The organism is Sessilibacter sp. MAH3, assembly GCF_054658275.1.
The window spans coordinates 42,754-57,177 of record NZ_BAAGIE010000020.1; the positions used below are offsets into that span (position 1 = coordinate 42,754).

Here is a 14,424-nt window from a genome sequence, read left to right on the forward strand (position 1 = left end):
AGCATACCAATAGCGTTTTTAGGATGTTGTCTTCGTGTGAGTGGCTTGGAGCCGATGAGCAACCTCATCCCAATTAATATTATTGAAAAAAGCATCAATATATTTACCGGCAGCCGCGCCAAAGTCCATGTGATAAGAATGTTCATACATATCCATGACCAACAACGGAACTGTGCCTACCGGGAAATGTGCGTGATCACCCATCCAATAATTTTCCAGCTTATTGAAATGCGTGTTATACCCCAGAACAACCCACCCGGAACCACCGCCCAAGCCTTGAGCGATTTTGCGGAATTCGGTTTCCCAGCGATCAAAAGTACCAAATTGTTTGGCGAAAGCTGAGCGTAATTCACCATCGGCTTTGCCATTACCGCCCAGGTTATCAAAATATAATTCGTGCAAAATGACCGAGCCTGTGCGAATCAAATGCTCCCGCTTGAGATCATTGTAGAGAAACGCTGGCGTGTCGGGGTTTGCGAGTGCCTGACTCAACTGATCATTCACCGCATTCAATGTTTTTACCGAACCGCTGTAATTGTTAGTCCAATGCGACTCGATCAAATTGGCAGAAAGGCCTTTTAATTTTGCGGCATTGAAGGATAAAGGTTTTGGTTTTATTTCGGTGATCATCCAATTTGCTCCTTTAGGTGCTGCCTGAGACGACGATTCAGCTGCGCTAACATTTGATGCCGATGCAATAAGCAACCCTGCGGCAGCGGTCGCACTGGTAGCCAGGAAATCACGTTTGTTTTGGTTAAAATCATTCATTGGTTTTCCTCCGTTAAGTGTAAGCAATGAGTTCGAGCAGATCGAAAGATGACTTAATTAATCCCCATTAACGACACCGCAAGCCCAACAAGCGCCGACATGCCAATCACCTTCATCACATTCATTTTGTAACGAAATAATGCGATACCCGCTGCAACAGCAATTACCGCTGATATCCATTCAAACCGCCCATCAAAGCCTTCTGGCCACAAAATGTGGTAACAGAAAAACAGGGCGAGATTCAAGATCACACCTACCACCGCCGCCGTGATGGCCGTGAGTGGCGCAGTGAATTTCAAATCATTGTGCGTCGTTTCAATAAAGGGGGCACCCGCAAAAATAAAAATAAACGAGGGCAAGAAGGTAAACCAGGTGACAATGGTGGCGGCTACTGCGCCCGCGAGAAATACCATGTCGGTGCCAAATACGGCTTGTACATATCCCCCAATAAAACCGACAAAGGCCACCACCATAATCAGCGGCCCTGGTGTGGTTTCACCGAGCGCGAGGCCATCGATCATTTGCGTGGGCGTGAGCCAACCATAGTGGCCGACCGCACCCTGATAAACATAGGGCAATACCGCATAGGCACCACCGAAAGTGAGTAGTGCCGCTTTGGTAAAGAACCAGGCCATTTGTGTCAGTGTGTGATCCCAACCGAAATAACTCCAAAGTGCAAACAGCGGAACAGCCCAGAGTAATGCACCGGAGATCAAGATCATGCTGAAACGCGACCAGCGGAACATGGCGTGCGCGGGCGTGGGTGTGTGATCATCGAATAACGCGGTGCCGAAGGATTTATCAGCCTTGCCATGGCCACCGCCGCTGTTGAAGTAGTCAGGTAGAAACCGCCCACCCAAATAACCAATCAGTGCCGCTGCAATCACGATGTAAGGGAATGGGATATTGAGTGCAAAAATGGCCACAAACGCGGCGGCAGCAATCGCCCACATCACATTATTTTTCAACGCGCGTGAACCAATGCGATGGGCGGCATGCACGACGATGGCAGTCACCGCCGGTTTGATACCGTAGAACAAACCGGCTACCCAACTTACGTCGCCGTAAGCGATATATACCCACGAGAGTCCAATCAAAATGAAGAGTGATGGCAACAAAAACAGCACACCCGCCACTATACCGCCCCAGGTACGATGCATTAACCAGCCAATGTAAGTGGCAAGTTGTTGCGCCTCCGGACCAGGCAACACCATGCAGTAATTGAGCGCATGCAAAAACCGTTTTTCGCTGATCCAGCGCCGGCGCTCCACCAGCTCCTGGTGCATGATGGCTATTTGGCCTGCCGGGCCACCAAAGCTGACAAACCCGAGCTTTAACCAGAAACGGAAGGCTTCCCAAAAACTGACCGGCGCAGGCGCTTCAACCGGCTGGTGAGCTATTAATTCGGTGGTGTTACTCATGGTGTGTTTCCTTATCTGTAAAAGCAGCCAGTAAGGCATCGAAGACACCATTAGCCGTGGCGATGAGTTGATCGTCGTCATGAATACTGTTGCGCAATCCCCACAGGATTTGCTCCAGCCCACTGGCTTCACTGGGCTGGATACCCCCTACGTCCAGAAAATGCACCAAGGCCCCCAAGCGCGTTAAGCCGGGGTGATCGAGCCTAAAACTGTCAAGCAGAACCTCAAAAGTGACCTTGCCATTCAGGTGAGTGAAACTGGCTCCGTCAAAATCAAAGCCCAGCGCATCGGCGGGACAATCCTTCGGTGCTTGCAACCACACAAAGCGAGCCTCCGGATCGATAAAACGGCGGATTAGCCAGGCACAGGCAAGGCGATCCACCCAGGGACGTTGACGGGTTGCCCATAACCGCCCGCGATAGAGGCTGATATCCAACCGTGGGATTTCACCGGTGTGCTCATGGGGTTCGTTGGGCGATAACTGGCGATTGAGCTGAAGTTCAAGCTGTTGCAGCGCCTGCTGGGTTTGTGCCTGCGCTTCACCGGGGAAAAAATCCGTTGCGGCGATAGCGGTGAAGTTTTTGCGCAGTTTACGCAGCTGTCTGGTTGCTTCTTGCAGGGAACTACTGGCCAATTCTTTTATTGGGGGCAGCTCGTGTAAAAGATGGGCGTAATCATCCTGACGATCAAACAGGCCGCTGAATTGGCCAGCATCTTCGGTATCGACCAGGAGCACATAAGCTGAGCCTTCACTTGCCTCTACTTCTTGCAGCAAGCCATCGAACAATTGCTGATGTTCTGGTTGATGGGGAAGCAGATAAACGCCGTCACGCAATACTGCTGCACCGGAGGACTTGAGGGTTCGCCATACCCGCATACGCACTGTCGCGTTTTGGGTGGGCAGGGATAAGATCAGTAATACCCATTTCATATATTGTAGATCTAGTTACACAAAGGTAGGAAAATCTACAATATTTTATCGATGGTGTAAAGCGGCCAGAATGATCCATGATCGTGGCGGTAACATTACCAGCTTTGGTATTTGGGTTTGGCCCGATACATTGATTCTGCCCCGAATGTTGACCGAATCATTCAGCATCCATCAGGGTTGCCATCTTCTCCATTAAGATAATTGACGCATTATTGCTGAGCTGCTGGCCTTCCTCGATATACTCCCAGACGGTGGCATCGCTCTTCCAGCCGCCTTGTTTCTTGATCAACTCAAAATCCACTCGCTCACGCGCTGCCGATGTGGATAACCCTCTACGGAAACTGTGGCTACTGAGTTCAGGCACAAAATCAAACTCACAGGCTTGCCCCAGCGTTTTGAGCAAAGCATTGACCGCACCTGGAGCCAGCGCTTTTTCCTGAATGTGATCCCAGCGGTTGGTGGGACGAAACACCGGACCGTTGGTGATGCCCGCTGCATCTAACCAAGTTTTCACGGCGGTAGCCGGACAACAAGCGGCCTTTCCGTAAGGTAAAGCTCGCATTAAACCCATGCCTTGCTGGTCGGTCTTGGAGCGCGGCAACCGGATGAGTAGCCCCTCCGGCTCCCAAACCAGATCATTGACCTGAAGAGCAACCAGCTCACTGCGACGCAAGGCGCCGAAGAACCCGGTGAGTACCAAGGCAATATCCCGGTATTTCTTTTTGTTGTCCGGTAAGTGCCGCAAGTAATTTACTAGTTGGGCGATGTGCTCCAAGCGCAACGCCTTGGCCTTGCGCTTGGGCTGTCCATGGGTGCGGCGAATGCCCTCCATGGTTTTACATACCAGCGGATCACGAACCGGGTCAGTCAACCCTTGGTAGTGGTGCCATTGGCTAACGGCCGTGAGGTGAAGGGCGAGAGTCCGGCTATTCAGCACATCGGCCTTGGCCACCAGGTAACGCACCAGGGTATCCCGATCCGTGGGCAACCGCCCGCCCCATTTTTCGAACTGCCGAATCGCTGAACGGTAGGCTGTTCGCGTGTTATTGGAGGTCGCCGCTTGCAGATAGTGGCGCAGTGAGTCGGATTCTGCCAGCGACGGCAAAACTGATTGCTCACTACGCAATGGCGAATCCGATGTGAGTTTGGGTGTGTAGTTATCCATGGTTATCCCTTTTCTGTGGGTCGCTGGAAGGCACCAATGTACTGGTGTTACAAACATCAATTTTTCATTTCTCACTCATAACCAACGATAACATTCATTATCGAAGGTTACTATTTAATTTTTATTGGCTGCATAAAAGTCAATATATTATGTTATATTACGTGCTATGTAATACGTTACTAAATAATCACCGAGGGAAACTGTCATGGCTCGCGCCGGAATCACTTACTACGATGTCTCGAAAGCCGCAGAGGCTATCAAAATCCAGAACCAGGAGCCTACCGTAGATCGTGTCCGCGAGCATTTGGGAACCGGCAGCAAAAGCACCATTGCACCACTACTCAAGCGCTGGCGGTCAGATAATGGGGAGGTGGTCGATGTGAGCGGGTTGCCGAATGATCTCGTCGAGGTAGTAAAAGCCTTACATGAACGGGTTCAGCAGATGGCCGACCAGCGCATCGCGCAATCCCGCGACGAATTCAAGGCATCGAATGATCAACTCCGGAAAGAATTGACTGAGGCCCGTAACAGCATCGCGCAGCTTACCGACCGCCAACAGGATCTGAACGCCCAGCTATTGCAAATTACCGAAGCAAAAGCCCTGCAAAGCAAGTCCCTGGAAGATGTACGCATTAAGCTAGCAACGGCAGAGGCTCAACGCGACGAAGCCCTTTCACGAACTGCTGAATTAAAGGAAAGCGTTGCAGAACTCAAGCAGGAAAATAAGGATATTCGTGATCACTTTGAACACTACCAGCAACGCACCGCCGAAGATCGGCAGCAGGAACGCGAGCAATTCCACGTGGTTAACCAGGGCCTGAAAGACCAGATTCAAGACCTGCAACACCGGCTCATCCAAGCCGAGTCAAGCGCGTCCGAACTGATAGACACTAATGCGCACTTACAACGACAAACGCATGAGCTCGAACAGGCCAATGCGATGAACAAAAGCACCTTGGATAGACAAGTGGTCGATATCGAGAACTTGGAGAATCGACTTAACGACGCCTCGGCAAAAAGCCGGGAGCAGCAACATAAAAGTGAACAACTGGCGGATAATATTGCCGCACTTACCAGCCAGAAAGCAGATGCCGATAAGCAAGTGGCCGTACTATCCCAAGCATTGGAGGCCACTAAAACGGATCTGATAGTCTCTCAGAATAGAGTGGAAGCTCTGTCCGATGAGAACAGGTTGATTCTTCAGGAAAAAGCGGTGATTCAGGGACAGTTTAAGCAGCTTCAGGATTCGCTATCTCGGTAAGGATTTTATCCAGCCCTTGTCAGAAAAGCTAAATGAATCAATGTCTTATTTGCAAAGTGGCTAATTCCAACGCTTTTACCGGCCGGACCTCAAATTCTCGTTGTTTACAATATCGGTCACGAATGCCGCCTGTGGTGTATCGGTGATTTGCGGTTTCCACGTTAATACAAGATCTCGATTCATAGGAATCCATTCATCTTTTGCAGTGATTTTATAAATTGACTGCATACGCTCTATTTCGATTTCATGAAAAAGTGCTTCGATATCTGACAAATTTAAACCGGCTTCAATTTCAATACTAAACTTCATGGGATTTTCTAATTGAGTAGAAAATCTTGGGGTTGGAATAAAATCATGATTTTCGAAACTAAATACTTGCGGTAGATTCGCTCCTGCGCCTTTTTCTAAGTTTACCTTTGTATCAACCTCTAAATTAGTAGGCGTACCATTTTGCCGAGGACTGTAGCGAGGCGTCATGGTAGTAGGTAGTCGATATTCAAACTCGCCATTTCTAAAGGGTATAATTTGATAAAAAGTAATCTCAACATCAATGGTTTCATCGGGCGGAATATTACTTACAGCCTGCACAAATAGATTGGGTTTTTGTTGCTCCAATAAGGCCGCTTTTTTACCTTCTTTTTTGGCAACTTCATATTTGTGTCGTGCTTCAATTTTTTCATGTATCTCGGCGACGATTTTTCGATCGTTTGTGAATATGGCTAAATCTGTCACGGCTGAATCTTCTGGCAAGGGGAATACATACAATCCTTCTTGCCAGTTACTCGATTCGTTTTTAAACGTTTGTCGAACGGTTGTTGTGCCCACTAAACCGGTAATTCTGGTATTGACTTCGGTTTTTAGATGCACAGAAGTTTGAAATCCATTGCTGTCGTTTTTGAACAACAACTGAGGTGACTCTTGATATTGCTCTGGTATTGCCGCCCGAGCAACTTTCGCAAAAAATATCGACGTCAGTGTAATAAAAATAATTAGCAAAAATAATTTTAAGAATAAGTCACGCTTTCGTTTTCTCGGCTTGTGATCGAGCAGCATATGTTTCGGAAACTTTTTGGGCTTGTAACCAAGAGGAGGGTAGTCGTTCAAAGCCATATTAATAGCTATTAATTTTGATGATATCAGTGTTGCGCTTTTATGTTTTTGCAAGCAACGGTAGATAAACCAACAAATAAGACGAACAACGTTCAATAACAGAAAACTAATCATAAATACTCCCTCAATTTTTAGGTTGTATTTAAGCGATCTATTCTCTTAATGAAGGGCTGCAAAAATGACTTTATAGTGATCAAATATGGCAAATTGTGGCAATAACTTGTTAGCGCTTTTCAATTAAGAGCGAGTGGTTCTATTGCATCGAACTCACAATAAAATTGCACTCGAATAACCGTGACTTTGAGAAAGCTCTGTGGTTAGCAAAATACGCTATCCGTGATAGACTGCGCGGCGATAAAACCATCAAAATAATAGCTTTTATCAGTGTTTATTGGCTAATTAGCACATAGGGAGCATTTCATGGCACGTCATATCGCCATTGTTGAAGATGAAATCGCCATCGCCGAAAACTACCGCGATGCTTTAACACGTCAAGGTTATAAGGTTTCCCTTTATCATGATCGTCCCAGTGCACTGAACGCCTTTAATAGCCGCCTGCCTGATTTGGCGATAATCGATGTCGGCTTGGGTGATGAAATAGAAGGCGGTTTTGACCTTTGCCGTAGCTTAAGAACTATGGCACCAACCTTACCAATCATGTTTTTAAGCGCGCGCGACAGCGACTTTGATATAGTTTCAGGTTTACGCCTAGGAGCTGACGATTATTTAACCAAAGACATTTCCCAACCTCACATGCTGGCTAGAATCGTCGCTTTATTTCGCCGTCTTGACGCCATGAAAGAGTCTTCGGCTAATAGCTCTAACGCCATAATTCAACGCGGAAATCTTTCTATCGATATGGATAGATTAATTGCACGCTGGCAAGATCATCTGATTGATTTGACAATTACTGAATTATGGATAGTTCATAGTTTGGCAAAAAATCCGGGTCACGTTAAAAATCGACAACAATTGATGGATGCAGCAAACGTCGTGTTGGATGACAATACCATTACTTCCCACATCAAACGTATTCGCAAAAAATTTCAAAAATATGATCCAGAATTTTCTTCCATACAAACAGCTTATGGTATGGGTTATCGGTGGGAAGAGAAGTAATCTGCTTAAATAATGAAACTTAGAAAACAACTATTTTTAATTAGCTTATTTTTATTAATACTACCGCTGGCGGGTTTTTTGTACGTTCGAGAAATGGAAGCCATTATCAAGCTTTCTCAGCAACAATCCATACTGTCTACAGCTCAAGCTATTACGGATCGAGTTCACAATGATTTGGGATTGCAAGAGTTTATTAAAACTACCAATAATACCAACACCAATTTATTTGCCGGTGAACAAACCTATTTAGGTGGCAAAAACATATATTTTCATGATATTCAATCGGACTTAAATTTAGACGGCTATGAAGACGATTGGCAGGCTCTAAACGTCGATTATCACAATTTCATCAATGTAGAAACTCAGCAAAAAATTGGTGTTAAGTCAGTCAAATCTCAAAATTTTTATTATATTTTCGCTACCGTAAATACCACGCAGTTTAGTTATCACAATCCACAATTCAGCTTTCCTGCGTCGGGTGATTATTTTCGTTTAATATTAGGCTCTGAAGAAACGAACATCAGCTACGTATTAAGAACCAGCGCACCGGGTCAATTACAGGTCGTGTATGAACGCGACGGAAAAATTTTTCAAGAATTTAGAATCAAAGGTTTTTTACGAGAATATCAAAGTGATATTCAAGTTGAGTTGCAAATTCCTCAACAATTAATGGGTGATAACTTCGGTATAGCGTTTGTTCCGAAAACTGGCACCCCATTGGGGAATTTCATGCCTATATCTGACGCATCAAATCCAAAAAAACTTGAGATTCCAAAAATTCAGACACAAATAGTGTCTATGAACGCCTTTTTAAACGGTTTTACCCATGAAAATACTCGTGTGCTATTAACAAACCAACAAGGTTGGATTTTGGGAGATATAAATCGGTTAGACATCAGTGATGAGTCTTTAAATCAACAAACGCCACCATTTTTTTGGTTATTGCGTCTTGCATTGAATACTCGATCATATCCCGCCTATTATTCACGATACACTCAAGGATTTATAGATACTCCCGAGACTCAAGCGGCAATATTAAACGGTAACATGCTCGGAAATTGGTATCGGTACGACGCCAGCAATCAGCTTATTCGCATGGCTGTGCCACTGGCGGATGAGACACAACAGATATTTGGTGCCGTAGTCCTAGAACAGACCACAGCGTCTTGGTGGTTTCTCACCGCAAATGCCGTCTCAAGTTTATTTATTTATACATCTCTAGCCACGTTAATTTCCGGTTTTGCGTTATTAGTGTATGCCAGCTGGTTAAGCTACCGTATTCGCAAACTTAAACGCTACGTCGATCAATCTATCGATAGCGAAGGTTCGGTCCACACGTTAATACCTGTATCAAAAGCTAAAGATGAAATTGGTGAATTATACCGAAGTTACGCAGAAATCATTGGTAGAGTAGGTGAGTACACCCATTATTTAAAAACCTTATCCAGCAAGTTATCCCACGAATTGCGTACGCCAATTGCGGTGGTGAAAACCTCGTTAGATAATCTCGAGCTCACCGCGTTAGATAATGATCAAAGAAAATATCTTGAACGCTCGCAACAAGGTGTCGCACGATTATCTAATATACTGTCTTCTATGGCATCGGCCAAGCGACTTGAAGAGACCATAACACGAACAGAACTTGAGAGCTTTTCTATCACAGATTTATTAAAAGATGTGAGTAATGCCTATCAATCCCTGGCCGAAACAAAAAGCCTTAGATTTTCAAGAAATATTGACCACGCACTTTTAGATAGTGCTGTGTTTGTAAATGGAGCGCCAGATTTAATTGTACAAGCATTAGATAAGCTTATTGATAACGCTTTGGATTTTTGTGTAGCAGAAGGCGAAATCACGTTGAGCGCGATATACTTGCACCAACGTATAAAGATTGTAATTGCTAACGATGGGCCATTACTTCCAGAATCCATGAAAGAACAATTGTTCGACTCCTTGGTGTCACTACGCTCCAATAAGCAAACACAAACGGCTAAAAACAACGAAGAAACTCAGGTCCATTTAGGTTTGGGACTTTTTATTGTTAAATTAGTCGTAGACTTTCATAACGGTAGAGTCTACGCCACTAATAAATCGAATAATCGAGGTGTCGAGTTTGCAATTGAACTGCCTTGTAAAGGACGCTGATTTAATAAAACGATAGTTGCATATTATTCGAAAGCTTTGTAACTGGCTCGGTTTTAACTTAATCCGAAGAGCCAATCGGAGGCGCTCCTGTAGTTTCTCTTGTGGTACCTCTTGTGGTCTCTCGTGTAGTTTTTTTCTGTAGCTTCTACCATAATTTCTACCATCTCTCTGTCTTTTAATTATTGCTTAAAACTCCCAGTTAATTAATTTCATCCTAAATAATTTCCGTTTTTTTGTACCCTTTTTCTATCTGCTCTTGTCATAATCGTTGGAATTCTAAAAATCTTAAATGCAGCAATAAATTGTTTCCGTTAAAGCAATATTTTACTGATGTTTCTGCCAGTAGATACCAATAAAAAATGCATAAATTATTCACTGGTTTCGACGTCATTAATCATTAACGTCATTAGCCCATTATTTTTTTCATAAATCATCATTTCGTAATTTAGTTCTATATACTTTTAGCTTGTTTGAATATTCATATAACCACATCTTTATTAATTCGTTATTTATATATCAATACAGGTAGATGTATGAACAAGTTCGCTATTGCGTTACCCATTTTAATGGCCAGCCTATCAAGCCAGGCCAGTATGATTATTACTGGTGTCTTTGACGGACCTTTAGTTGGCGGTTTACCTAAAGGCGTTGAAATTTATGTCAATGAAGATATTCCCGATTTATCGATTTACGGCTTAGGTGCTGCCAATAACGGTGGCGGTACCGATGGACAAGAATTCACATTTAATTCCGGCTTTGTAAGTGCTGGAACTTATATTTATGTCACGTCCGATATTATTGGTTTTAATGATTATTTTGGATTTACGCCCAACATAATTTTTCAATCAAGTGTTGGAAACATTAACGGTGACGATGCAATTGAATTATTTCAAAACGGATCTGTGATTGATGTTTACGGCGATCCCTTAGTCGATGGTACTGGTCAACTATGGGACTATATGGATGGCTGGGCCTATAGAATTAGTGGTTCTAGCATTAATAATGGACAATTTAATTTAAACCAATGGACACTCAGCGGCGCCAATGCCTGGGATGGTGAACTCAGCAACCTAACCGCTGCCAGTCCAATGCCCGTTGGTACCTTCAGTGCTGATGGTGGTTTTACGCCACCACCAGTTGTTGATATTGGCGCATGTTTTGATCCTGCGACGTTTATAAGCAGTGTGCAAGGCGAGGGCACTACCGTAACAACAACCGACGAAGTCATTATTGAAGGTATTGTTACCGGAATTAGAGATAACGGTTACTTCCTGCAAGAAGAACCATCCGATAGCGATTTAAACAGCTTAACATCGGAAGCAATATTTATTGCCACAACTATTTTTGATGGAATATCGGTTGGTACCGTGGTGCGAGTGTCTGGAGCGCCGGGCGAATTTTTTGGTAATAGCCAAATCACACCTAATCAATATCTTACCTGCGGCGGCAGCACCGAAGTTATTTCGTCGGTGAATGTTCCGTTGCCTTTCGAAGGTATTATCAATCTCGAATCGCTAGAAGGCATGATTGTATCGGTTAACAACGCTACCATTTACAGCCTAGATAACTTTACGCGTTTTGGTGAAATATTTTTAAGCGATGCCATTAAACGCACACCAAGTGACGTGGCGATTCCCCTGAGTGCCGAATACCAACAAGCAGTAGCAAATACCACCGCAAATATCATTTATGTTGAAGACAACAACGGTCTTACATTTCCAGACACCATCAGTTATTACTCAACCCCAACATTCGATGGCTTGAATTACGATAACGCTCCGCGATTAGGCGACTCTGTGAATGCAACCGGACCATTAATGTTTGCCTTTGGCCAATATAGAATCAACCCTACTAAAGAAACATTCCAGATCAACTCTACGCGAACACCATCGCCTAACATCATTAATGGTGATGTATCTATCGCGAGCTTCAACGTACTTAATTACTTTAACGGTGAAGTTGTACGTGGAAATAGAATTACTTTTGATTATCCAGAAAATCGCGGTGCTGCAAATGCCGAGGAATTTGCACTCCAACAAGCTCGCATCGTAGAAGCTCTAGCAACTATTAATGCCGATGTAGTCGGTTTAATTGAAATCGAAAATGATGGTTTTGGTAATAACAGCGCTATTAAACATTTAGTCGATGAATTAAATAATCGTTTAGGCTCCAACGTATACGATTTCGCTAGTTCCAACGATACCAGTATTACCGGTACAGATGCGATCAGTAACGCCGTTATTTATAAACCCAGTATTGTTACACCCGTTGGCGATTTGGTTGGAATACAACTACCCACCCAACAAAACGGTGCATCAACGGTACGTCAGCGCAACAGTTTGGTTCAGGTTTTTGAGCACACTGCAACTAACGAGCAATTTGCAGTTGTTGTAAATCACTTTAAATCTAAAGGTTCTACTTGTTTTGAAGACAACAACACGCCAACTGAATTAGATACAATTCAAGGCAGTTGTGGCGCATTCAGAGTTTCAACAGCAGTTGCCCTAGGTAATGCATTAAATACCTTAGCCTTGCCAGCCAGACAAATTATTCTGGGCGACCTAAACACATATACTCATGAAGACGCCTTAGCAATATTAACGAGCTATGATCCACAAACACGTGGCTACACCATTCAAACCGCTGTGAATACCGAGTTGAACAACGGTAATTCAGTACCTGTAACAGATACCTTCGGATTTATATCCGTTGCAGAGACTTTTGATCCAAACAGTTTTTCGTTCTATTTCTCGGGAACGGATCAGGCCGGCTCATTAGATCACATATTAGCTTCGCCAAGTGCGTTTAATGATATTGTCGATCTAACTCATTGGACAATTAACAGCGTCGAACTGTTTGAATTAACCTACGATCGAGCCTTGGCGTTCTACAACCCAAATCTTGGTGATCTTATCGACTTTACCGCGGTAGGGCCTTATCGCAGCTCTGACCACGATCCAGTAATTGTTACCCTACAACTGCAACCATAACAATTACCAAAAGTAATACGGATTAATTCAGCGTTTATGGCGACACAAGGACGTGTTGCGAATTATAAAAAACTGCTTGCAATAAATGCTTTGGAGACATCACCGGTGTCTTCATCGAGTTCTATCTACCGGATAAATCGCTGAGATTTATTCGGTAGCCTTCCTTTTTACATCACTGATCCATTTTGGCTCACCTAAAACTCGCTCATCTAAGCATTTTAAAAACCACAAAAAAATAGTGTATTTATAAATACGGCTTTTTTCGGTAAAAATAGCCCTTAAAATCACTCAAACCCGAAAAAAATCAAAAAATTTATTTAGACTTTAGTCTATTTTTCCTGCACCAAAAATTTGCAGCGAGAGTTTACAATTGATTTACATCCAGTTTTAATCGATAAAGAATTAATTAGGTCGATATACTATTGTTATCAACACTGGTAATAATTGTAGGAAATAGCACACTTTATATTTCTTTATGGAATAATAAATTAATCTTAAAACATGAATAAGTAATTTATTAGAACATTAGTCAACTTTCTAAGTAGGCTTTTAATTACTCCCTAAAATAGTGCGCGAAAAAAGCGTTAACAGAGTAATTTTTTATTCATTGAAACAATATAAAAAATCATTTTGGAATGGATAAACCAAATATCGGCAATATTAACAAAAAATAAATTTCAATTTATAATCTCATCCGTTCCAACTAGCACGACCAACTAACAATTAAAAATTCGGGCGAAAAATATTTAAAGCGGTAGAACTCCAATTAATTGACCGCATGATTAAATATTTTTAAATCGGTTAATTAAAGATACCCAAAAGGATTTGGTTGGAGGATACATGAAACATCTTTGGATACTTTCCTTGATATTTTTGTGCTCGTGTAAGCCGAGCGAAACATTTAACTATAACGATAACGTTGTTTTTTCTTCTATAAATCAATCTGAAAGTAAAAATTACCAATCTCGATCGAAAGAAGTTCAAAGCCTTTGGATTGAGAAAAATGGAATCACAACCAAACGTATTGCATATTTGCCCAACTTTAACGCAAGCAATGAAGAAGATTGGAAAGCGTTAATTCATTACGGCAAAGAAAAATCGAAAGCAGCTGTTGAAAACGAAAACGCAGAAATAGTTTATTTTGTGTTATCTGAAAACATCAGTGAGCCTGCCGATTTTTCGGAATTCGAGCACAGTCTTAATAAAAAAATATTCGCACAATTTAATGGCTGGTGTGTGCAAAACGGCCTTAATTTTCAGGTGCACAATTACCACGGATTTGAAAAAAGCTTTTTTAACAATTACAGACAATCGTTTAGTTCAATTTCAGAAGAATTCCCAAGCGTACTATTATTCTAATCGTCAGATATTTATTTCTTATCTAATAAAACCAATCTCCAAGCTTATTTAAGGGCTTGGAGAGCAGGTGAGATCTACCTATTACTAAATCCGCCAGATTCCCATCCAAGCTGCCCACCATAAATTTTGGAATGCTCGGTAATATCTATTTTTAA

10 protein-coding genes are annotated in these 14,424 nt (G+C 43.1%); 5 read left to right on the plus strand and 5 right to left on the minus strand.

From position 1 onward, the window contains the following. Positions 1-18: 18 nt before the first annotated feature. The 4 genes from ACYQ2C_RS12890 to ACYQ2C_RS12905 form a co-directional block, all read right to left on the minus strand. A complete protein-coding gene (locus ACYQ2C_RS12890) occupies positions 19-768 on the minus strand; it encodes a superoxide dismutase (protein WP_007645336.1) in 750 nt (249 codons plus the stop codon). A 53-nt stretch (positions 769-821) separates the two neighbouring features. Continuing rightward, positions 822-2,189 carry a chromate efflux transporter gene (gene chrA, locus ACYQ2C_RS12895; protein WP_007645338.1) on the minus strand — a complete coding sequence of 456 codons (1,368 nt, stop codon included), beginning with the start codon at positions 2,187-2,189 and terminating at the stop codon, positions 822-824. Then, positions 2,182-3,120 (minus strand): chromate resistance protein ChrB domain-containing protein, encoded by a 939-nt coding sequence (locus tag ACYQ2C_RS12900; RefSeq protein ID WP_460103154.1) that lies wholly within the window; start codon positions 3,118-3,120, stop codon positions 2,182-2,184. Before ACYQ2C_RS12900 ends, chrA begins: the two co-directional genes overlap by 8 nt. Positions 3,121-3,277: 157 nt before the next feature. Beyond that, the gene (locus ACYQ2C_RS12905) at positions 3,278-4,285 is read right to left on the minus strand and encodes a site-specific integrase (protein ID WP_007645343.1); all 1,008 of its coding nucleotides are present in this window, start codon (positions 4,283-4,285) and stop codon (positions 3,278-3,280) included. Between the two features lie 205 nt (positions 4,286-4,490). Here ACYQ2C_RS12905 and ACYQ2C_RS12910 point away from each other — a divergent pair, with 205 nt between their 5' ends. Then, positions 4,491-5,546, plus strand: coding sequence for a DNA-binding protein (locus ACYQ2C_RS12910; RefSeq protein WP_460103157.1), 1,056 nt, complete (start codon positions 4,491-4,493; stop codon positions 5,544-5,546). Between the two features lie 75 nt (positions 5,547-5,621). Here the strand turns inward: ACYQ2C_RS12910 and ACYQ2C_RS12915 are convergent, their stop codons facing one another. Next, positions 5,622-6,770, minus strand: a complete 1,149-nt coding sequence (locus tag ACYQ2C_RS12915; protein WP_460103159.1) for a VIT domain-containing protein — start codon at positions 6,768-6,770, stop codon at positions 5,622-5,624. 306 nt (positions 6,771-7,076) lie between these two features. On the opposite strand from ACYQ2C_RS12915, the gene pdsR reads away from it, so the two are divergent. From pdsR to ACYQ2C_RS12935, 4 genes are all read left to right on the plus strand, one after another. Beyond that, entirely contained in the window at positions 7,077-7,775 is a 699-nt protein-coding gene (gene pdsR, locus ACYQ2C_RS12920; protein ID WP_460049392.1) for a proteobacterial dedicated sortase system response regulator, read from the plus strand. A 12-nt stretch (positions 7,776-7,787) separates the two neighbouring features. Further along, the gene (locus ACYQ2C_RS12925; RefSeq protein ID WP_460103162.1) at positions 7,788-9,920 is read left to right on the plus strand and encodes an ATP-binding protein; all 2,133 of its coding nucleotides are present in this window, start codon (positions 7,788-7,790) and stop codon (positions 9,918-9,920) included. 533 nt (positions 9,921-10,453) lie between these two features. Then, the gene (locus tag ACYQ2C_RS12930) at positions 10,454-12,910 is read left to right on the plus strand and encodes an ExeM/NucH family extracellular endonuclease (RefSeq protein ID WP_460103164.1); all 2,457 of its coding nucleotides are present in this window, start codon (positions 10,454-10,456) and stop codon (positions 12,908-12,910) included. 840 nt (positions 12,911-13,750) lie between these two features. Next, positions 13,751-14,269: a hypothetical protein gene (locus ACYQ2C_RS12935; protein WP_460049389.1), complete on the plus strand. Its 519-nt coding sequence runs from the start codon at positions 13,751-13,753 to the stop codon at positions 14,267-14,269. Positions 14,270-14,424 lie beyond the last annotated feature (155 nt).